Annotated in this window: 22 protein-coding genes; 5 read left to right on the forward strand and 17 right to left on the reverse strand. The window is 68.6% G+C overall.

Annotation, left to right across the window (positions count from 1 at the left end):
• Positions 1–111: 111 nt before the first annotated feature.
• On the forward strand, positions 112–1,638 hold the full coding sequence (locus tag NJQ98_RS05680) for a cryptochrome/photolyase family protein (protein ID WP_262176792.1): 1,527 nt from the start codon (positions 112–114) through the stop codon (positions 1,636–1,638).
• 82 nt (positions 1,639–1,720) lie between these two features.
• Here the strand turns inward: NJQ98_RS05680 and NJQ98_RS05685 are convergent, their stop codons facing one another.
• From NJQ98_RS05685 to NJQ98_RS05705, 5 genes are read right to left on the reverse strand one after another with little or no spacing between them, the layout of a single operon-like run.
• On the reverse strand, positions 1,721–2,449 hold the full coding sequence (locus NJQ98_RS05685; protein WP_262176795.1) for a DUF2270 domain-containing protein: 729 nt from the start codon (positions 2,447–2,449) through the stop codon (positions 1,721–1,723).
• The gene (locus NJQ98_RS05690; RefSeq protein WP_262176798.1) at positions 2,446–2,829 is read right to left on the reverse strand and encodes a helix-turn-helix domain-containing protein; all 384 of its coding nucleotides are present in this window, start codon (positions 2,827–2,829) and stop codon (positions 2,446–2,448) included. Before NJQ98_RS05690 ends, NJQ98_RS05685 begins: the two co-directional genes overlap by 4 nt.
• 40 nt (positions 2,830–2,869) lie before the next feature.
• Positions 2,870–3,343: a DUF6691 family protein gene (locus NJQ98_RS05695; protein WP_262176800.1), complete on the reverse strand. Its 474-nt coding sequence runs from the start codon at positions 3,341–3,343 to the stop codon at positions 2,870–2,872.
• Positions 3,343–3,816 (reverse strand): YeeE/YedE family protein, encoded by a 474-nt coding sequence (locus tag NJQ98_RS05700; RefSeq protein ID WP_262176801.1) that lies wholly within the window; start codon positions 3,814–3,816, stop codon positions 3,343–3,345. The genes NJQ98_RS05695 and NJQ98_RS05700 overlap by 1 nt, the downstream gene beginning before the upstream one ends.
• Entirely contained in the window at positions 3,817–5,007 is a 1,191-nt protein-coding gene (locus NJQ98_RS05705) for an MBL fold metallo-hydrolase (protein WP_262176805.1), read from the reverse strand.
• Positions 5,008–5,200: 193 nt separating this feature from the next.
• Here NJQ98_RS05705 and NJQ98_RS05710 point away from each other — a divergent pair, with 193 nt between their 5' ends.
• Positions 5,201–5,470 carry a sulfurtransferase TusA family protein gene (locus tag NJQ98_RS05710; RefSeq protein WP_262176810.1) on the forward strand — a complete coding sequence of 90 codons (270 nt, stop codon included), beginning with the start codon at positions 5,201–5,203 and terminating at the stop codon, positions 5,468–5,470.
• Positions 5,467–6,045 (forward strand): DsrE/DsrF/DrsH-like family protein, encoded by a 579-nt coding sequence (locus tag NJQ98_RS05715; protein WP_262176812.1) that lies wholly within the window; start codon positions 5,467–5,469, stop codon positions 6,043–6,045. The genes NJQ98_RS05710 and NJQ98_RS05715 overlap by 4 nt, the downstream gene beginning before the upstream one ends.
• On the opposite strand, the gene NJQ98_RS05720 is transcribed toward NJQ98_RS05715, so the two are convergent.
• The 6 genes from NJQ98_RS05720 to NJQ98_RS05745 all read right to left on the reverse strand — a co-directional run bounded on the left by NJQ98_RS05720 (position 6,046) and on the right by NJQ98_RS05745 (position 13,545).
• Positions 6,046–7,758: an ABC1 kinase family protein gene (locus NJQ98_RS05720; RefSeq protein WP_262176814.1), complete on the reverse strand. Its 1,713-nt coding sequence runs from the start codon at positions 7,756–7,758 to the stop codon at positions 6,046–6,048.
• Between the two features lie 166 nt (positions 7,759–7,924).
• Complete coding sequence (locus NJQ98_RS05725; RefSeq protein ID WP_348533552.1) at positions 7,925–8,866, reverse strand: sensor histidine kinase; 942 nt, start codon at positions 8,864–8,866, stop codon at positions 7,925–7,927.
• 343 nt (positions 8,867–9,209) lie between these two features.
• Positions 9,210–11,804, reverse strand: coding sequence for a heavy metal translocating P-type ATPase (locus NJQ98_RS05730; RefSeq protein WP_262176818.1), 2,595 nt, complete (start codon positions 11,802–11,804; stop codon positions 9,210–9,212).
• Positions 11,805–11,921: 117 nt separating this feature from the next.
• Positions 11,922–12,629 (reverse strand): TMEM165/GDT1 family protein, encoded by a 708-nt coding sequence (locus NJQ98_RS05735; RefSeq protein WP_262176821.1) that lies wholly within the window; start codon positions 12,627–12,629, stop codon positions 11,922–11,924.
• Positions 12,626–13,315: a metal-dependent transcriptional regulator gene (locus NJQ98_RS05740; RefSeq protein WP_262176824.1), complete on the reverse strand. Its 690-nt coding sequence runs from the start codon at positions 13,313–13,315 to the stop codon at positions 12,626–12,628. Before NJQ98_RS05740 ends, NJQ98_RS05735 begins: the two co-directional genes overlap by 4 nt.
• A gap of 77 nt (positions 13,316–13,392) precedes the next feature.
• Positions 13,393–13,545, reverse strand: a complete 153-nt coding sequence (locus tag NJQ98_RS05745) for a hypothetical protein (protein WP_262176827.1) — start codon at positions 13,543–13,545, stop codon at positions 13,393–13,395.
• Between the two features lie 80 nt (positions 13,546–13,625).
• Between NJQ98_RS05745 and NJQ98_RS05750 the strand changes: the two genes are divergently transcribed.
• Complete coding sequence (locus NJQ98_RS05750) at positions 13,626–14,108, forward strand: metal-dependent hydrolase (protein WP_262176830.1); 483 nt, start codon at positions 13,626–13,628, stop codon at positions 14,106–14,108.
• Here the strand turns inward: NJQ98_RS05750 and NJQ98_RS05755 are convergent.
• Complete coding sequence (locus tag NJQ98_RS05755; protein WP_262176834.1) at positions 14,101–14,349, reverse strand: MTH865 family protein; 249 nt, start codon at positions 14,347–14,349, stop codon at positions 14,101–14,103. The genes NJQ98_RS05750 and NJQ98_RS05755 overlap by 8 nt on opposite strands.
• Before the next feature lie 130 nt (positions 14,350–14,479).
• Here NJQ98_RS05755 and NJQ98_RS05760 point away from each other — a divergent pair, with 130 nt between their 5' ends.
• Entirely contained in the window at positions 14,480–15,760 is a 1,281-nt protein-coding gene (locus tag NJQ98_RS05760) for a PQQ-dependent sugar dehydrogenase (protein ID WP_262176838.1), read from the forward strand.
• Here the strand turns inward: NJQ98_RS05760 and NJQ98_RS05765 are convergent.
• The 5 genes from NJQ98_RS05765 to NJQ98_RS05785 all read right to left on the reverse strand — a co-directional run bounded on the left by NJQ98_RS05765 (position 15,747) and on the right by NJQ98_RS05785 (position 20,789).
• Entirely contained in the window at positions 15,747–16,529 is a 783-nt protein-coding gene (locus tag NJQ98_RS05765; RefSeq protein ID WP_262176841.1) for an HAD-IIA family hydrolase, read from the reverse strand. The genes NJQ98_RS05760 and NJQ98_RS05765 overlap by 14 nt on opposite strands.
• Before the next feature lie 29 nt (positions 16,530–16,558).
• Positions 16,559–17,920, reverse strand: a complete 1,362-nt coding sequence (locus NJQ98_RS05770) for a response regulator (protein ID WP_262176845.1) — start codon at positions 17,918–17,920, stop codon at positions 16,559–16,561.
• Positions 17,921–17,989: 69 nt separating this feature from the next.
• Positions 17,990–19,387, reverse strand: coding sequence for a hypothetical protein (locus tag NJQ98_RS05775; RefSeq protein ID WP_262176848.1), 1,398 nt, complete (start codon positions 19,385–19,387; stop codon positions 17,990–17,992).
• Positions 19,384–20,127 carry an ABC transporter ATP-binding protein gene (locus NJQ98_RS05780; RefSeq protein ID WP_262176852.1) on the reverse strand — a complete coding sequence of 248 codons (744 nt, stop codon included), beginning with the start codon at positions 20,125–20,127 and terminating at the stop codon, positions 19,384–19,386. Before NJQ98_RS05780 ends, NJQ98_RS05775 begins: the two co-directional genes overlap by 4 nt.
• A gap of 65 nt (positions 20,128–20,192) precedes the next feature.
• The gene (locus NJQ98_RS05785) at positions 20,193–20,789 is read right to left on the reverse strand and encodes a DUF998 domain-containing protein (protein ID WP_262176856.1); all 597 of its coding nucleotides are present in this window, start codon (positions 20,787–20,789) and stop codon (positions 20,193–20,195) included.
• Between the last annotated feature and the right edge of the window lie 24 nt (positions 20,790–20,813).

Here is a 20,813-nt window from a genome sequence, read left to right on the forward strand (position 1 = left end):
TGACAGGTCGTGCGGCGAACGGTGTGAAAACCTACTCCGGACAGTCCCTACCTAGTTCGGGTGTGTGTTCATGGTGTTCGCGCCGGAAGCCGACCCCATGCGAGGGCTGCGATGACGGTGTGGCTCCGGGGCGACCACCTCCTCAGACACCGCGGGCCGCTCTCCCGCCGACCCGACGAGCCGTTGCTCCTCGTCGAGGCCGAGTCGTTCGCCCGCAAGCTACCCTACCACCCGCACAAGCTGACGCTCGTGTTCGCGGCGATGCGGGAATTCAGGGACGCGGTCCGGGAGTCCGGCCGGACCGTCCACTACCGCCGGGCCGAGACGTTCGCGGACGGGCTCGCCGCCCACCTCGACGAGCATCCCGACGACGACCTGGTGACGACCGAGCCACAGACCGACGCTGCCCGCGAGCGTCTCCGCTCGCTCGTCGCCGACGCCGGCGGAACTGTCCAGTTCGTCCCCGACGAGCGGTTCCTCTGTTCGCCCGACCGGTTCGACGCGTGGGCGAGCGGGGGCCGCTATCGCCACGAGGACTTCTATCGGTTCATGCGGCGCGAGACGGGCTACCTGATGGACGGCGGCGACCCCGTCGGCGGGGAGTGGAACTACGACGACCGGAACCGGGAGACGCCGCCCGGGGAGTGGACGCCCGCCGACCCGCCCACGTTCGACCACGGCGAAACGGTCACCGAGACTGCCGAGTGGGTCGCGGAGACGTTCGCCGGCGGCTACGACGGGCCGCCATACGGCGGCGACTGGGCCGACCCCGAACCGTTCCGCTGGCCGGTGACCCGCCGGCAGGCGGTGCGGGCGCTCGACCACTTCGTCACCTATCGGCTGGCCGACTTCGGCCCGTATCAGGACGCCATGCGGGGCGAGGCGTGGGCGATGAGCCACAGCCTGCTGTCGACGTCGCTGAACCTCGGCCTGCTCGGCCCCGAGGAGGTCATCGAGCGCGCTATCGGGGCCTACGAGACCGGCGACGCGCCGCTCAACAGCGTCGAGGGGTTCGTCCGGCAGGTGCTCGGCTGGCGGGAGTTCCTGCGCCACGTCTACCGCCGCGAGATGCCCGAGCTGGCGGGGGCCAATCAGCTGGACGCCCAGGAGGCGCTGCCGGAGTTCTACTGGACCGGCGACACCGACATGGCCTGTCTCTCGGACGTGGTCGACGGCGTCCGCAAGCGGGGCTACTCCCACCACATCGAGCGCCTGATGCTACTGGCGAACTTCGGGCTCGTCTACGGCGTCGAGCCCGAGCGACTGAACCGGTGGTTCCACGCGGCCTACGTCGACGCCTTCCACTGGGTGACGACGCCGAACGTCGTCGAGATGGGGCTGTACGGCGCCGGCGTCTTCGCGACGAAACCGTACGCCGCCTCGGCCAACTACGTCGACAAGATGAGCGACTACTGCTCGGGCTGTCCCTACTACAAGACCAAGACCACCGGCGAGGGGGCCTGTCCGTTCAACGCGCTGTACTGGGAGTTCCTGGACCGCAACGAGGACGAACTCCGATCGAACCACCGGATGGGACTGATGTACAGCCACGTCGACAACAAGGGCGAGGAAGAGTGGGCCGGGATTCGCGAGCGGGCCGACGAGATTCGGACGATGGCTCGCGAGGGCGAGTTATAGCGAGGGACCGACTGAAAGGAGGTCCCTCGACGGAGCACAGCGGTGACCGGAGGGAGCCACGAGCCCTTCTAGAACAGGGCAACTACGGCTGCTGCCAGTCGTCTATCTGCTCCGTCCGCAGTTCCGACCGGGAGTGCCACTCCCGGGGTCGGACCGCGATGACGACACCGGCGAGGTAGACGAGCGCGACGGCGGCCGTGACGACGGCCCCCGGCACCATTCCGATGGCCGCGCTCGCCGGCCAGTCGGCCCCGCCGGCGAACGCGGTCACGCGGATGATCCACGCGGCGTTCACGACGGAAAAGAGCGCCAGATACACCCGCCGAAGCCGGTGGGCCAGGGCTTCCTCGAAGGGTATCTTCACCGTCGGCTGGCGGTAGTCGTCACTCAGCTTCCGTCGCCACTCCCGGTCGCTTACGTCGCGGCTCGGGTCCAGTCCGGGCGCCCAGACGTTCTCCTGGACGAGCCTGACCCGGGAGCGCCACACGTCGAACCCGCGGTACCGGTGGGCCTCGATGCCGAGGAAGACGCCGAGCGTGACCAGTCCCACGAGTACCAGGTAGTGTGGGTTAGCCGGGTCCGAGAAGGCCCACGTGAGGATAGCCGCGATGACCGTCACCGCCCAGTTGGTCGTCCGGTCGAGCCGTTCGCGCCAGCGGGTCATCCGGTGGACCTCGCCGCGGTAGAGATGAGCCAACGAGGAGCTTGGCCCCATCTCCCGCTCGAACAACCCCGCGCCGAGGCGCCGTTCGCGCTCGCCACTGGGGTCGAACTGCTCGGGCTGGTCTCGCTGGTCGTCGTAGTCGCTCATCCCGATTCCTCACCGAACTTATCCCTGAATTCGTGGATGAGCTGTCCCATCTTCGCGTAGTAGTCGTTGAGCTCCCGCTGCATCTGGTCGGCGATAGCGTCGGGGTCGCGGGGCTCGTAGACGTGGTGGTAGCTGCTGCCGTCGCCGCTGACCTGGCGTTGTTCGACGAGGTCAGCCTCCAACAGGCGCTGTACTGAACGGTAGGCCGTGGTCCGGTCGCGGTCGACACGCTCGGCGAGATCGTCGACCGTCAGCGCCTCGCTACTCGCGACCAGACGCTCGAAACAGGTGCGGTCGAGCTCCGTCAGACCGTGGAAACAGTCGAGCAGGTAGTCACACTGGACGTCCGCTTCGAGCTGGGTGCGGATGGCTTCGGGCATTAGCTCGTCCTCCGGCCGCTGCGGGGAAAAGTGGTGTCGCTCACGACGGCACCTCCGCGGCTCCGGTGTCGTCGGTCGACCGGACGTACCCCTGCAGGTAGGCCCCGGCGAACATCCCGACCAGCGCGTAGACGATGGTGACGTTACCGACCCCGAGGCTGGCGTAGGCCGCGCCGGGACAGATGCCCGAGACGCCCCAGCCGACCCCGAAGATGCCGCCGCCGAGCACGACGTTCCGGTCCAGCGACTTCACGCGCTTGCCGAACTGGGCGCCGGTGAGCGGTGCCGACCGCCCTGTCCTGGACAGCACGGCGAAGGCAATGCCCGCAACGGCACTGGCCCCGCCCATCACGAGCAGGAGTCCCATGTCCGAGAGCTGGAGAAATCGTAAGACGACCTCAGGGCGGTACATCCGACTCAGTCCGAGGCCGAACCCGAAGACGACCCCGCCCAGCAGGATGGCCGGCATGAACAGCGGGTGACGCTCGCCGTCCGATCGTGTCTCTTCCGCCATTACGGTGTCACCCCAAGCGCCATGACGACCTGTGCGGTCCCGATGGCAATGCCGACGAACGTGGCGACGTTCACCAGCGAGGTCTCCGAGAGCGAGCCCACGCCACAGACTCCGTGACCGGAGGTACAGCCCTTGCCGAGCCGCGTGCCGACGCCGACGAGGACGCCGCCGAACAGCAAGCGCCACCACTGGACCTCCGTGGTCCAGCCGAACTCGCCGACGGTGAGCCCGTAGATGGCGCCGCCGAGCACGATACCCAGCGTGAACACCACCCGCCAGTCACGGGTCGAAGTGAAGCGGAACTGCTGGAATCGCGACCGCTTCGAGACGTACGACAGCGTGGACTCCAGGAACGTGCTCGCGCCCGCAGTGATGCCGGTCGTCGCGTAGATGACGACGGTGCCGGCGCCGATGAACAGGCCGCCAAGCAGGTAGTGGAGCCAGCCGTTTGGCAGGAGCGTCTCGGCGAGCATCTACCGCCCCGTCATCGCGTCGGTGGTGGCAGCGCAGTTGTTCGGGCCCCGTTCCAGTTCGGCCGCGGTGTCGTCGTCCAGCGCCCGCTGGCCGAGGTTGGTCGCGATGATGTCCCTGTAGTTCTCGGGGCGGGGCGGCATATCGGCGAGGACGAACTCGACGAACGACTCCCTGTCGCGGTCGAGCGCGGGCATCGCCGCGGCGATACCACCGAGCGTGTCGGTGAAACTCCCGTCGTCGGCCTGCTCGGCCCCGTCGCTGACGTGGCCCGGCGCAACCAGCGTCTCGTCGGGGAGCGTGAGAATCCGTTCCTGGAGCGTGTCGTAGAGCTGTCCGGCGGCCGCTGGCGCACCCTCGGCGCCGTCTTCGAGGTCCGGCCGGGCGACGCTCTCGATGAACAGGCCGTCGCCGGTCAGTACGACGGCGTCGTCCACGAGATAGGCGGTCATTCCGCTCGTGTGGCCGGGAGCGTGGACGGCCTCGACCGAGATGTCGCCGAGAGCGACCGTCTCGCCGTCTGCGAGCGTGTCGTATGCGATGTCGTACTCGATACCGCGCGCGTCGGCCGCGTTCGGAACGACCGCCCGAACACCGTACTCGGTCGCCAGCGTTCGCACTCCGCTGACGTGGTCGGCGTGGACGTGCGTGTCGAGGGCAGCGACCAGTTCGGCGCCGTGGGCCTCGGCCGCGGCGACGTACTCGTCGGCGAAGGCGTGCAGCGGGTCCACGACGAGAGCCTCGCCGTCGTTGACTACGAGGTAGGAGAGACAGCCCGAGGACGGACGGTAGAACTGCACCACCGTCGCGTCCGTGTCGGCCGACAGCTCGTTACTCGCGAGAACCTGCTCCCAGCCCTCCATGCCGTCCTCGACCGCGACCACGTCGTCGACGTACGCTTCGTCGAGGACATCGGCGACGAATTTGCTCGATAGGCCCTTCGCACAGACGGTGTAGAGGGGTCGCGCCGCCGGTAGTTCTTCGAGTGCGCTCTCGGGGACGCCGTCGAGGAATTCGTAGTACGGCACGTTCGCGAAGGCGACGCCCTCGCCGTCGATGCGCCAGTCGTCGACATCGTCCGGGGTGCGCGTATCGAGCACGCCGACGGTCCCCCCGTCGTCCAGGCGGTCATAGAGGTCAGTCGGCTCGATGCTCGCGACGTCGTCGGGTATCGGGAACGGTTTATCGCTCATTCTGTATCGCACCTAGCTCGGTGGCACTGAAAAGTGTTGTGGGTGTATTGCACAACCTACGAAATAACGATTTATTGAGCATGCCCCGTTTTCTGATTGATGCACGAGATATGATTATCGACGCTTGGAACGGGTTCTTGGGTCCGGCAGGTTTATCGTGGCTGATAATGTATTGTAGACAGAGTACAATACAATGGCGGCCGATACGACACCAGACGACGTAGCCGAGACAATAGACGTGACCGGCGAGTCCTGCCCGATGCCGGTCGTGCGAACGAAACAGGCGGTCGATGACATCGATGTCGGGGACGTCCTGGAGGTGCTCGCGACCGACTCGGGGTCCGTCAGCGACATCGATGGCTGGGCGGACTCACTCGATACCGTCGAACTACTGGCCCAGTCCGAATCGACCGCGGACGGGCGGACCGTCTACCACCACTACGTCGAGCGGGTGGGCGAATGAGTAGCGAATCGGCGACCGCCGACGGCGTCGCGTCCGACCCGTCGGGCGAGGTCGCCGCGCTCGAAGCACGCATCGAGGACCTCGAAGCAGAGGTCGACACGCTCCGAGACGATGGCCCCAAATCGATGACCATCGTCGCGACCCAGGGTTCGCTCGATATGGCTTACCCGCCGCTCATACTCGCCAGCACCGCCGCGGCCTTCGGCTGGGACGTGACCGTCTTCCACACGTTCTGGGGGCTCGACATCCTCCACGAGGACCGCTCCCGGGACCTGCAGGTCAGCGCCGTCGGCAACCCGAACATGCCGATGCCGAACTTGCTAGGTGCGCTTCCGGGCGGCGACGCGCTGGCGACGTGGTACCTAAACCGCGAGATAGCCGACAACGGTACCGCGACTATCGAGGAGCTCGTCGAGACGAGTCTGGCGATGGGCGTGGACCTCCAGGCCTGCGAGATGACGACGGAACTGTTCGACTACGACCACGAGGCGTTCTACGACGGCGTGACGACCGACGTGGGCGCGGCGACGGCGCTCCGGCACATGGCCGACGCCGACGTGCAACTGCTGGTCTGATTACTCCCCGCCCTCCCGCCGCCCCATCTCGTGGCGCGTGAACTGCGGGGTGGCGAGACTGCTGCCGCGCGAGCGGCGGAACGACCAGGCCAGCACCGCCAGCGAGAGCCCGCTCACGCCAAGCGCCAGCGCCATCGGCGGGAGCGACGCGTCGACGTAGAAAAGCGCCGCCACGGGGATGCCGGCGGCCGCGACGAAACCCAACAGCAGCCGCCGGGCCATCTGCCGGGCGAGGCCCTCGCCGTCCCTGAGCACGGTCTCCAGCGTCAACTCCCCGCGCTGGGCGATGTCCAGGGCCCGCTCGGCACGGGGGGCCGTCGTCACGAGCGACCGGGCACCCCGGGTGACGGTCTCCTGAATCTCCTCGCGAATCGCATTGCCCGCGTCGGCCCCGCCCTGTTCCATCACGTAGTCGGTGATTATCTCGATGAAGTCGAAGTCGGGGTCGAGCGTGCGACAGACCCCCTCCAGTACCGTCGTCACCCGAACCACGAGCGCCAGGTCCTGCGGCAGGCGCATCGGGAACTCGTAGAGCTGGCTCTCGAACTGGCCGACGAGCTGTTCGACGCGGTACTCGCTGATGTCCTCGCCGCGGAACTGCTCGATGACTATCTCGAAGGCCTCGGCCATCACCTCGCGGTTCGCCGCCGGGTCCAGCGCTCCCATCGCGACGAATGCGTCCATCACCCGGTCCACGTCGTCGGTCGCCAGCCCGACGTAGAACTCCATCAGCTGCTCGCGGGTCCGCGGCCCCAGCCGACCGGTCATCCCGAAGTCGTAGAACACCAGGGTCCCGTCGTCCTGCACGGCGAGGTTTCCGGGGTGGGGGTCCGCGTGGAACCGGCCGTCCTCGACTATCATCTGGATGTACACCTCCTCCAGCCGCTGGACCAGCTCGCCGCGGTCGACGCCCCGCTCGTCGATGCGGGCCACGTCGTCTATCTTCACCCCGTCGAGATACGTCATCGTCACCACGCGGTCCGTCGAGTGGCTCGCGACGACCTCCGGGATGGCCACGTCGTCGCGGTCCGCAAAGCTCGCCCCTATCTCGCCGAGCATCCGGGCCTCGTGGGCGTAGTCCATCTCCTCGCGGATGGTGACTGCGAACTCCTCGCTCAGGTTCTCCAGCGTGTAGGCCTGTGCCGGCTCCGCCCCGCGGGCCAGGACCGGCGTCAGCGTCTCCAGCACCCTGAGGTCGGACTCGACGCGCTCGCGGATGCCGGGCCGGAGGACTTTCACCGCGACGCGCTCCGCGTCGACGGTCGCCTCGTACACCTGGCCAAGCGACGCGCCGCTGATGGGGTCGGTGTCGAAGCCCTCGAAGCGCTCGCCGACCGGCCCGCCCAGTTCCGCTTCGAGCACCGGCTCGATTTCCGCCCACGGCTCGGGCGGGACCTTGTCCTGTAGCTCCGAGAGGACCTCGATGTACTCGCCGGGGAGGGCGTCGGGTCGCGTCGACAGCATCTGCCCGAGCTTGATGAAGGCCGGTCCCAGGTCCAGAAACGTCGTCTTGAGCCGCCGCGCCCGCTTGACGCGCTGGTCGCTCGTCACCTCACGGGAGCGGCCGAAAAGCAGGAACCGCTTGCGGTCCCTGGCCCAGCCCCAGACGAACGGAACGAACTGCCAGGCGACGACGACGGCCCGCCACAGCGCCCGCAGGCGAACGCTGAGGCCGGACGGCTGGCGCCCCCGGGACGGCTGCGACTCGCTCACTGGCCGTGTCTGAGGGCTCTGTTCGTATGAACGTACTGGATGGGGCTGTACTGCGGTGTCCGACCAAATCAGAGCTAGCGGGAGAGGCGAACTACTGGCCTCAGCAGCGCCGGCCGCTCACAGCGGCAGCGAATCGGGTGATTGGCACAGGCCGGTCCTCGTCACCTCAGGCCGCCAAGGGCAACTTCATGGTCACTGTACTGCCCTGGCCGTCCGCGTCGTTTTGCAGTCTGAGTGCGCCGTCGTACGTCTCCAGGACCCACTTCGAGAGCCAGAGCCCGAGCCCGTTGCTGTGTTCCAGCTGTGTCTCGACGGCATCGTCGTTTATCAGGGACAGCTCTTCCTCGGGGAACCCGTCCCCGCTGTCGTCGATGGTCACTTCGAGCGTGCTCCCCGCCCGGTCGCTCGCAATCGTGATTTCGGGGGACTCGCCGCTGTAGACGAACGCGTTCTCCAACAGCTCCCGAACCGCTACCTCGACGTGAGAGCCGGCCAGCACAGTAGCCCCGGCCCCGACGTCGTTCTCGACAGTCGCGGCGGGATGGCTCTCCTGTAACGCGGCGACCCGCTCCTGAATCAGCGGCGCCAGGTCCACCGGCCGCAGTGTGCTCTCCGAGTCGAGTAGCTCGTCCACGACAGCTATCTGGGACTGGGTACTGCTCAGGCTGTCGGCCAACTCGATTATGCGGGTGCCGATATCCGTCTCGCCGGCCGTGTGTGTCGTCCCGGTGTCCGAGAGGTGTTCGCCGTAGCCGATCAACAGCTGTGCGGCGTGTTTGAGGTCGTGTCGCACGAACCGATTGATAACGGCCGCTTTCTGTCGCTGTCTGGCGACGGTCTGGGCACGAATCCGGCGGACGTCGTTGAAGCCGATGAGCACGTGGGCGAACGCGCTGACACCGACGATTATCGCACCGGACAGAAGGGGTGCCGACACCCGTCCGCCGGCGGCCGCCTGAAACGTAAACACCAGCGCGAGTACGGCTGTCGTGGCGACCACGCCGAGCGTGTTCCACCCCGCAATCCGGAGGAGGTGCTGTGACTGGACCTCGGCTCGATAGGCGATGGGCCCGGTCACGATGAACGCGAGCCCCAGCAGCAACGTCATACCGGCGACCACCAGACCAGCGACTCCGGGGAGGCCGTCAAGGAGCTCCCGTCCGGCGATAGCACTGAGCCCAACGCCGGTGGCGCTGATGAGAGATGTCGCGAAAAGGCGAGTCGGATTCACGGGCTATTTTGGTGTATTCGGCTGATAACCCTGCTGATTCATGCCGACTCAGCTATTCCGTCGCACGGACACGCCGTTCGACGGACCGGGCTGACGGCGTCGAACTGTCGCCAATCGGGGGACTGCAGGGGGTTATCACCGGCTACGCCGTTCAACGAACCGCGCCGCTACGGCGAGCCACCGGTATCCGTCAGGCTGGACGCCCGGGCGACGGCCGCTCTCACGGGCGTAGCGAGCCGAGCAACTCGTAGTCGGTGTCGGGCGTGTACCGGCGGAACACGAGGCTGTTTGCCAGCACGGACACCGACGACAGCGCCATCGCCCCGGCCGCGAGCGCCGGCTGGAGCAGGCCCAGGGAAGCCAGCGGAATCATCACCGTGTTGTACCCCAGCGCCCAGAAGAGGTTCTGCTTTATCTTCCGGAGGCTGGCCTCGGAGATGCGGATGGCCTTCAACACGTCGGCGGGGTCGTCACGCAGCAGCGTCACGTCGGCGGCCTCGATGGCCACGTCGGTACCCGAGCCGATGGCACACCCCACGGTGGCCGTCGCCAGCGCGGGCGCGTCGTTGACGCCGTCGCCCACCATCATCGCCCGGCTGCCGTCGTCCTGAATCCCCTCGACGGCCGCGGCCTTCTCCTCGGGGAGCACCTCGGCCTGGACGTTGTCGGGGTCGATGCCGACCTGCTCGGCGACCGCCCGGGCGGTCCGCCCGTTGTCGCCGGTTATCATCCACACGTCCAGGCCGCGCTCGCGGAGGTCGCCGACGGCGCGCTTGGCGCTGTCCTTGACGGTGTCCGCGTCGGCGACGACGCCGACCAGCTCGAAGCTACCCGCGCTCGGCGCGGACAGTGCGACGAGCATCGCCGTCTTCCCCTCCCGTTCCAGGGCGTCCATGCGCTCCTCGGCGGGCTCGGTGTCGACGCCGTTGTCCTCGAGCAGTTTGCGGTTCCCGACCAGCACGTCGCCGTGTTCGGTGGTCGCCCGGACGCCCTGGCCCGGGACGTTCTCGAAGGACTCGGCGTCCTCGAATTCGACGCCGCGCTCGCGTGCGCCCTCGACGATGGCCTCCGCGAGCGGGTGCTCACTGCCGCTCTCGGCGCTGGCGGCGAGTTCGAGGACGAACGCCTCGGTGAGCTCGGGGCGCTCTGCCAGGGCCCCGCCGTCGGCGGCCGGACCGACGACTTCGACGTCGGTCAGCTCCATCGCGCCCTCGGTCAGCGTCCCGGTCTTGTCGAAGACGACGGTGTCGATGTCCCGCACCGTTTCGAGCACGTCGCCGCCCTTGAACAGGACGCCGTTGCGCGCGCCGATGGCGGTCCCGACCATCGTCGCGGCGGGCGTCGCCAGCCCCAGCGCGCAGGGGCAGGCGATGAGGACGGCGGAGGCGAAGACGACGACGGCGAACTCGGAGACGCCCACGGCGGCCGGCCCGCCGGCCGCGAGGCCCCAGACGGGGAGCGAAGCCACGAAGCCGGCCAGCGCCTCGGGGAACAGCGCCCAGACGACCGCCCACAGCAGGGCGTTGCCGATGACCGCCGGGACGAAATAGGCCGAGATGCGGTCGGCGACGTTCTGGATGTCGGGCTGGCGCGACTGGGCCTGCTTGACGCGCTCGACGATCTGCTGGAGCGCCGTCTCCGAGCCGACCTTCGTCGCCTCGATTTCGAGGACGCCGTTCTGGTTGACCGTGGCGCCGATGACCTCGTCGCCCTCGCCCTTCTCGACGGGGACCGACTCGCCGGTGACCATCGATTCGTCGACCGCACTGCCGCCGTCCCGGACCACGCCGTCGGTGGGTATCTTCTCGCCGGGACGGACCTTCAGGCGGTCGCCCACCGCCACGTCCGAGAGTGGAATCTCCACCTCGGTGCCGTCCTCGCGGACGACGGTAGCGGTGTCGGCCTCCATCTCCAGGAGCTCACGGATGGCGGCGCCGGCCTGGGACTTCGAGCGGGCCTCCAGGTAGTTGCCGAGCGTGATGAACACGAGGATGAAGGCGGCCGTATCGAAGTACAGCCCCGTGCTGGCGATGATATCGAGCAGGGCGACGACGGAGTAGCCGTACGCCGTCGAGGAGCCCAGCGCGATGAGCACGTCCATGTTGGCCCGTCGGTTCTTCACGAGCGCGTTGTAGGCGTTCTCGTAGAACGGCTTGCCCAGCGCTATCTGGACCGGCGTCGCGAGCGCGAACTGGACCCAGCCCAGCGGGACCCCGAGCAGGGTCGCCTCGAACAGCCCCAGCGAGAGCAGGTGGTCGGCCATGAAGAGGAGCAGCGGGAGCGAGAGCGCGGCGCCGAAGAGGGTGAGCCGGAGCTGTTTCCGTACCTCCGCGTCCCGGGCGGCGTCGCGCCGGTCGGCCGAGGACTGGCCGCTGTCCTCGCCGTCTGCCCCGTCCTCCCGGACCGGCGAGTAGCCGGCGTCCTCGATGGCGTCGTAGAGGTCCGACAGCGAGGTGACCGACGGGAGATACGTCACCTGTGCCTCGTCGGTCGCGTAGTTCACGTCCGCCGAGACGACGCCCTCGACGCCCTCCAGCGCCGCCGCGTTCGTCTCGGCGCAGTTCGCACACGACATGTCCGTGATGCCGACAGTCGTCGTCTCGGTGTCGACGCCGTAGCCGGCGTCCTGTACCGCGTCGACGATGTCGCCGAGCGACACCCGTTCGGGGTCGTAGGTGACGCTGCCCTCGTCCGTGGCGTAGTTCGCGTCGACCGACGAGACGCCGTCGAGGTCGCCGACGCGGTCCTCGATGGTCCCCGAGCAGTTCGCACAGCTCATGCCCGTTAGTTCCAGGCGGATAGTGTGGTCACTCATCTTGTATGCTAGTAGGGGCTACCCGTTGATGCGGTTTGTCACTTTCTTCGGTAAGTCTCTGGATCCGAAAACCTTCGAGTCGAAAGTTAAGATACGCTTCGTTCTCCGTTCCGAAACTCAGAGCGGCAGCGCGTTCGCTATCGCGGTGACGACGGTCTCCCACAGCGAGACCCCCGCGACCACCTTCAGCGCGAAGTCGGCGGCGAAAAAGCAGAACAGGCCGGCGCCGACGAGGTGGGCATTCCGCAGGTCGAAGCGGTGGGAGAACGCGTGGAAAAACAGCGCGTTGGCGATGCTGACGGGGATGATGGCGAGCATCTCGCCGGTCCAGATGGCCGTCCCGAAAGCGGGGTACTGGGCGGCCAGCGAGATGGTGATGAGCTGGGTCTTGTCGCCGAACTCGCCGAAGGCCATCATCGCGAAGATTGGGAGAAACCCACCGAGCCTGTTCGGCACCTGCCAGTCGACGTAGGGGACGCGCACGTCGAGTTCGCCGCCGTCGGTCAGGGCGCCCGTGGCGGCCTCCTTGTCGGGGGCGTCCTTTTCCGGTGCGGTCCTGACCAGCAGGTACGCGAAGAGGACGAAGAGCGCTGCCGTCAGCGCGTCGAGGTAGATGCCCGGCAGCAGTCCGGTGACGGCGCTGCCGAGCCAGACCTCGAGCGCCGTCCAGCCGGCGAACGCGGTGCCGGCGGCGGCGACGACCATCGCCGGGTGGTAGCGCGTGGAGAGGCCCGCGATGATGAACTGGACCTTCTCGCCCGGCAGGACGGCCAGCTGTGCGCCGGCGGCGATGGCGACGACGCCGAGCCACGTGGCCTCACTCACGCCCCGCTCACCTCTTCTGCGGCGTCCTTGGGGTTGCGGACCTGGATGGCGTCGGCGATGTGGTCGGGCAGCGCCACCGTCTCGCCGCTGTTCAGTCGGACCGTCACCAGCCCTATCGGGGCCACTTCCTCGACGACGAGTTCGATGCCCGGGCGGATGCCGGCCCCGTCCAGATAGGTCAGCTCCTCGGGGTCGCGGTCGCGGACGCGGGCGACGCGCAGGCGGCTCCCCTCGCCGTGGTCGGCCAGGGCCGACGCCGAGCTGTCGTCGATGGGGTCCAACGTGTCGCTGGGAATCGGGTCGCCGTGGGGGTCGACCTCGGGGTCGTCAAGCGCGGCGGCCACGCGGCGCTCGAACTCCTCGCTGATGTGGTGTTCCAGAATCTCGGCTTCCTCGTGGACGGTCGACCAGTCGTATCCCAGCTTCTCGGTGAGAAACGTCTCCAGCAGTCGGTGGTGGCGGATGACCTCGAGGGCGACCGTCTCGCCCTCGGCCGTCAGCGTGACGCCCTTGTACTTCTCGCGCTCGAGGAGGTCGCGGTCGGCGAGCGTCTCGACCATGCTCGTCGCCGTCGGGGGCGTCACGTCGAGGGTTTCGGCGATGGTCGAGGTGGCCACGGGCGGGTCGCCCTCCCGTTCGAGCCGGTAGATCGCCTTCAGATAGTCCTCCATCTTCGCGCTCAACATACGAAGGATTAGACTAGTCTAATGCAAAAGTATGCTGGTTCGAAACAATTATTCGGACGGCCCGTCGCCTACGTGGGTCAGGGCCCGTCGTCGGTGTAGGTCTCGTGACGGGCGCGGGTGACCAGATAGAGACACAGGTAGCCGATCGCTCCGAGCACGAACAGGGTCGCCGGAATCAGGAACGGTCCGAAAGTCGCAATGAGCGTCTCGACGACCGCCGGCAGTAACATGCCCTCACTTGCCGCGCCGGCCACATAAGCCTCGCCACCGAACCGACAGTTTAGGGGACGTCGGGAGCCAATCGTTCGGTATGTATCGGCTGGGACACCAGGGGGCCGCGCTCGTCGTCTACGCGCCGCTGGGGCTCGCGCTGTCACTGCTGGGGCGGCCGGCGCTCGCGGTCGGCGGCGGCGCGGTCTCGCTGGCGCTTGCCACGCTGCCCGACGTCGACCAGCGGCTCCCCGGGGTCGCCCATCGGGGGGTCACGCACACGCTCGGCTTCGCACTCGCCGTGGGCGCGGCCGTGGCCGCTGTCGGCGTCTCCCTCGGACCGACCGCGGGCTTCGGGACAGCCGTCGAGGTCGGTGCCGTCGGGTTCGTCGTCGGCACCGCCGCTATCGTCTCGCATCTGCTCGCCGACGCCATCACGCCGATGGGAATCACGCCCTTCTGGCCGGTCTCGGACCGGCACTACACTGCCGGCGTCTGCCGGGCCGACAACACGCTGGCGAACTACGCGCTGTTGGGTCTCGGCATCGCCGTCACGGTCGCGGTACTGGCCGTCCCTAGATGAGGTCCTTGGATTCGAGCGACGACATCACGTCGTCGACGAAGTCGTCGACGCTCTCGTAGGGGAACTCCCCCTCGAGTTTGGTGTTTAGCTCCATCGCAGTCATCGAGAACTCGCCAGACTCGAACTTCGTCGACGGACCGGCCGGCAGCGCCGGGACGAGCTCCATCGGGCTGGAGACCGGGTAGTCTGCGTCCTGGAACGCCTCGGTGAACTGCTCGCGGAGTTCGGCTTTGTCGACCATACTGTCGGTTGCACAACCCGGCCAATAAAGAATTCGACAGGGAGACACTCTCCCGTTGTTTAGCGTTTATTTCTGGACCCGCGGCGCCACGAGTCGGGTGGTTCAAGTCCACGCCGCCGTACGTCCCGGTATGCACACGCCGACCCGCAGGCAGTTTCTCGCCGGTGCGACCCTCTCCGTAGCGGCGCTGGCGGGCTGTTCGTCGTCCGAATCTACCAGCACACCGGCGGGGCCCCTCGAGGGACTTGAACTGGCCGGCGATACGGTCGCAAGCGGGTTTCGGGCCCCGGTCGACGTGGCCGCCCCGAGCGCCGGGGGGTACTTCGTCGCCGACCAGTTCGGGACACTGACGTACGTCAAATCGGCCGGCGCGTCCCCGTCGGCGACCGCCGACCTGACCGACCGGATGGCCGAGCCGGGCGGCGAGAAGGGGCTGCTCGGTATCGCGTTCCACCCCGAGTACGACGGCTCGGGTCGGCTGTACGTCCGCTACAGCGCGCCCCTGCGCGAGCGGATGCCGTCGAACTACTCGCACACGTTCGTCCTCTCGGAGTTCCGGATTTCCGACGGACGGCTCGACAAGGGGAGCGAGCGTATCCTGCTCGAAATCCCGGAACCACAGGGCAACCACAACGCCGGCGCCATCGGCTTCGGGCCGGACGGCTACCTCTACGTCGCCGTCGGCGACGGCGGCGCGGCCAACGACCAGGGTCGGGGTCACGTCGACGACTGGTACGACGCGGTCGAGGGCGGCAACGGGCAAGATATCACCGAGAACCTGCTGGGAAGCCTCCTCCGGATCGACGTGGACAGAGGCGGCGACAGCGACCGTCCTTACGGCATCCCGGAGGACAACCCGTTGGTCGGCGAATCCGGCCTGGACGAACAGTACGCCTGGGGCTTTCGCAACCCGTGGCGGTTCTCCTTCGGCCCGGACGGCCGCCTGTTCGTCGCCGACGTGGGACAGAACAAGTACGAGGAGATAAACGTCGTCGAGCGGGGCGGCAACTACGGGTGGAACGTCCGCGAGGGGGCACACTGCTTCCGGACCGACGAGTGCCCGACGACCGGCCCCAGCGGCGACCCGCTCGTCGACCCCATCATCGAGTACCCCCACGACGGCGACGGCGTCACCGGCATCTCCGTCATCGGCGGTCAGATGTACGATGGGCAAGATATCCCGCGCCTGCAGGGGCGGTACGTCTTCGCCGACTACGTCGCGGACGGACAACTGTTCGTCGCGACCGAGGGCGACGACGGCTGGTCGCTGACGACGGTGCCCGTCTCCGGCCTCGGCTCTCGTGTCCTCTCCTTCGGCCGGACGCCGGCGGGCGAGCTGCTGGTCTGTTCGACCGGGGACGCCGGCGGGGCGGTCCACCGGCTTCGGGCCGCCGGCGCTACTCCAGAATAGCGTCCACGTCGGCCAGCGAATCCAACACGTGGTCCGGCTTCACCTCGCTGGCCGCGAGCTTCGCGTCGTCGGTGACGCCGGTCATCACCAGCGCCGTCTCCATCCCCGCCCGCTCGCCGAGCATGATGTCGGTCTCCAGTCGGTCGCCGACCACGAGGATGTCCTCGGGCTCGTGACCGATGCGGTCGAGCGCCGCCTCGATGGCGACCTCTGACGGCTTGCCGAGCACGCGGTCGGGGTCGCGCTCCGTGACGCCCGTGATGGCCCGGAGGACGGCGCCGGTCCCGGGGACCGGGTGGCCGTCCGGTCCCGGGAAGGTGGGGTCCGGGTCCGTCCCCAGGTAGACGGTGCCGGTGTCGAGCGCGCGCAGGGCGTCGACCATGTCGTCGTAGTGGAACTCGTCGGTCCAGGAGGCGAGCAAGACGTCCGCGGCGCTGGGGTCCTCGATAACGGCCGCCCGGCCGCGGTCGATGCGGTCCCGTATCGAGTCCGAACCGATGACGAACACGTCGTCGCCGGCGTGGTGGTCGTCGACGTACGCCCGCGTGACCACGGCCGAGGAGCAGGCCTCGCCGGGGCGGGCGTCGACGCCCATGGACTGCAGGCGCTCGACGTACTCCTCGCCGTCGTGGAGCGGGTTGTTCGAGAAAAACAGGATAGAGAGGCCCCGTTCGCGCAGGCGGTCGACCGCCGCCGACGCCCCGGGCAGCGGGTTGTCGTCGTGATACACCGTTCCGTCGAGGTCCAGCAGGACGCCCCGGACTGTCATGGCCCCGCTATGGGGTCAGCTGTGAAAAGTCACTCGCGCCGCGCCACGCCGGTGACCTCGAACCGGGCGCCGCCCACCTCGCTCTCGGCGAGGTCGAGCCCCCAGCCGTGTGCGTCGGCTATCTGTGCGACGATGGCGAGCCCGATGCCCGTGCCCTCGTCGGCCGTCGAGTACCCCATCTCGAACACGCCGCTCCCGCCGTCGACCCCGCACCCGTCGTCGGCGACGTAGAACCCGCCCTCGACGGCACCGACAGTCACCGATACCGGGCCGTCGTTGTGTTCGACGGCGTTGCGAAAGAGGTTGGTAAAGAGGTCCCGCGCCCGGGTGGGGTCTGCCTCCAGCTGGCCGGACGCCGTCACCGACAGCGTCGCGTCCTCTGTCTCGACGTCCGCCCAGGCCTCCTCGGCCAGCGTCCCGATGTCGACCCACTCGGGGTCGTCGACGGCCCGCCCCTCGCGAGCCAGGGTCAGCACGTCCTCGATGATGTCGCTCATCCGGTCGAGCGAGCGGTCTATCTTCCCGACCAGCTCGTCGTCGTCCGCGTCGAGCAGTTCGAGCGCGCTGTCGGCGACGTTCAGCGGGTTCCGCAGGTCGTGGCTGACGACGCTGGCGAACTCCTCCAGCCGCTCGTTCTGGCGCTCCAGTTCCCGCTGGCGCTCGACCCGCTCGGTCACGTCCCGGGAGATGAGCTGGACGGTGCTCCGCTCGCGGTGGCTCTCGACGGGGACGAACTGGTTCTGGTAGTGGCGCCCGTCCACCGAGTCCGTCGTCTCGACGGTCTCGCCCGTCTCGATGGCCTCGCGGACCGCGGCGACCCGTCGGCGGGCGGTCTCCGTCTCCATCACGTCGGTCAGGCGCTCGCCGGACAGCGCCTCGACGGTCGTCCCCAGGCGGTCGGCCAGCGACGGGTTGGTCGACAGCAGGACGCCTTTCGCGGTGACGTGGGCGATGCCGTCCGGCGAGTTCGCCACCAGGGACTCGAACTTCTTTCGCGTCCGGTCCTGTTCGACGACGCTCTCGATGCGGTTCGCCAGCCGGCCGTACTGCTTGTCCTCGACGACTTCGAGTTTCAGCAGGTAGTCGGCCACACCGGCGTTTATGGCCTCGCTCGCGGTCTCCTCGTCGCCCCGGCCGGTCAGCAGAATAAAGGGCAGCGACGGCTCCTCCTCCCGCACGGTCGAAAGCAGCTCCAGCCCGTCCATCCCCGGCATCTCGTAGTCGCTGACGACGCAGTCGAACTCGTCCTCGGTCAACCGCTCGGCGGCGGCGACGCCGCTGTGGACCGAGACCGCGTCCATGTCGTGTTCCTGGGACAACGTCTGGGCCGTCATGTCGGCGAAGAACTCGCTGTCATCGACCACCAGCGTCCTGATATCTCCCTCGGACATATACTCTACTCGTACTATATCCGAACACACTACGGTACTTGTAGCTACGGGGAACTGTCCGGTTGCCCGCTACGAGCGTCGGAGCCGCCCTTCCCAGCGCGGGCCGGCCCGCCCGGTCAGCCACCAGCCGACGGCGCCGGCCGCCGTCGCGAGCCCCACGGCCCCGACGACGGCGGCCGTCGGAGCGACCGAGACGACCAGCGCCGCGACCAGCAGCGGGACCGCCAGCGCGGCCAGCGCGGCGCCGAAGACGGCGAACAGCGCCGTATCGAACAGGAGCTCGTTGGGCGACAGGCCCGTGAGATACGCCGCGACGCCGAAGACGTAGACGGCGACCCCGGGCACCACGAGCGCGCCGACGGCCAGGGCCGGCGCCGGATACCACAGCGCCGCCACGGCCAGGTAGCTCGCCGCGGCCGACAGCGAGAGGACCAGATACGCCCGCAGCGTCCCGGCGAACACGTCGGCGTAGGCCACCGGGTACCGGAGATACGCCCGCGGCGAGTCGAACTGGGTGACCCAGCTGTAGGTGGTGAAGGCGCCCAGGCCCAGCAGGGTCCCGAAGGCGACCCCCGGCTGCGGCCGGATGCCGGTCGCGGCGGTGATGCGGCCCAGCAGCAGGGCCGTGACGGCAAACAGCACGCCCATCGAGAAGACGACCTTGCCGACCGACCCCGACGAGCGGGCGACCGACAGCAGCGACTGCCTGGTCAGCGGGTCCGAAACCCCGGTAAAGAGGCGCTCGGTCGCCCGGTGGCGGGCCGAGCCGCCGTCGTCGACCGGCTCGAAGAGCGCGACCCCGACCGCCGCGAGCGCGAGCGTCGGGGCGAGCCCGCGGACGGCTGCAGCGACCGACGGGTCGGCATAGAGCGCGTAGGGCGTGTACGCGACCGGGTCGAGCCCCAGCCCGACGACAGTCGCCGCCCCGACGGCGAGCGCGCCCACGAACGCGAGCCGGCTCCGGGTCGCCACCGCGACGAGCGCGAGCGACAGCGACGCACCGAAGGCGAAGGCCGCGACGACGGCCACCAACAGCAGGGCCACGCTCGCCGGCGTCGCGCCCGAGGCCACCGCCACGGTGCCGTAGCCGACGACGGCGGGGGTCAGCACGAACGCGGCATAGTAACAGACGTCTTTCAGCAGGAACGTCGCGAGCAGTCGGCGGAAGGACAGCGGGAGGGTCCGCGCCGAGAACACGAGCAGCGTCATCTCGCCCAGCACGTCCCGCAGGGCGTCCCGTCCGACCAGCCCGATGGTGCCGACCTGCAGCCCGAAGAAGCCGACGAGCGCGACCAGCCCGCCGGCAACCGTCGCAAGGGGCGTCCCCGTCAGCGGGAGCAGCCACGCCCCGACCGCCGTGAGGAGAGCGACAACGAGCGGGAACGCCGCGAAGCGGGCCCCGCCGAAGAGGTGGCTGTGGAGGCGCCACTCCTCGCGGACCATCCACCGGAACAGCGTCCCCGTCACGGCCGCCCCTCGGCCGGCGTCACGCCCGCCGCGGCATCGCCCCCGACCTCGGCGATGAAGTAGTCCAGCAACTCGTCCTCGCTCATCTCCCGGGGGTCACACTCCGCGACCAGCTCGCCGCCCTCCACGATGCCGACGTGGGTACAGAGTTCGGCGGCCACGTCGACGTAGTGCGTCGAGAGAAAGAGCGTGTTGCCCCGCTCGCAGTAGTCGGCCAGGACGGACTTGACCTGTTCCTGCATGATGGGGTCGAGGTTGACGAGGGGCTCGTCGATGAACACGAGGTCCGGGTCGTGGAGGAAGGCGGCGGCGAGCATCACCCGCTGGCGCTCACCCTCCGACAGCCCCGTCGAGAGGGCGTCGAGCACGCCCGAAAACTCCAGGCGCTCGGCCCAGGTCTCGATTCGCTCGTCCACATCGTCGATGGCGCGTACCTCGCCGACGAAGGTGAGATACTCGCGCGGGGTCAGGAAGCTCGGCGGGTCCTCCCGCTCGGGGAGGATGCCGATGGCCTGCTTGACCGCCATCGGCTCCGCGACGGGGTCGTGGCCGACGACGGTCGCCGACCCGCTCGTGGGCTCGCGCTGGCCGGTCAACAGTTCGATTGTCGTCGTCTTCCCGGAGCCGTTGGGGCCGAGGAGTCCGAACAGGGCGCCGTCCTCGACGGAGAGGCTCAGCCCGGACAGCGCCGTCACTTCGCCGAAGCGCCGGGTCAGCTCCGTCGTCTCGATAGCTGCCATATCTCAACTGTAGCGCCCAGTCGGCCCTTATTCGTTCGGCCCCGTTGCCGCGATTGATACTGGTGTCATCCGCCGGAGCGGCCCGACCGTTCCCCAACTGCGGTCAGGACCACCCAGGCGGCGAACACGGCCGCGCCGAGGAGCTCCGGGACGGCGAGCCCGGGCCGGGGTACCGGGCCGCCGGCGGCCCACCACCACCAGCCGGCGACGTGGACGGCGACGAACGAGAGCGTCACCGCGGCTCGCCGTCGCTTCCCGGCCAGCCCGCTATCGACGCCAGCGAGCGTCATCGCGACCATCGAACCGAGATACAGCGTCAGCGCGGCCGGGACGTGGAGCGGGCGCCCGGCCGGGAACAGGCCGACGCCGGCCATCCCGAGCAGCGCCACCGCGAAGGGGACGACAGCGACCCGCCCGATGGATGTCTCGCTCCGGCGCCAGAGCACGACTGAGAAGGGGAGCCCGACCACACCGGCAAGTATCAACCCGCCATCGAACAGCAGCGTCGTCACCGGCGTTGCGGCCGGGTTGCCGGGCTGACCCAGGTCCGACAGCGCGTTCCCGGTGACCGCGAAGGCCGGCGAGGCCAGCGCCGCGCCGGCGATACCGACCGCCGCAATGCAGACGGCGACCACGCCCGACACCCGCGCCAGGTCGTCCATGGACGCTGCCAACGGCCGGCCCCC

It is taken from the genome of Haloarcula laminariae (assembly GCF_025457605.1).
Lineage (GTDB): Archaea > Halobacteriota > Halobacteria > Halobacteriales > Haloarculaceae > Haloarcula > Haloarcula laminariae.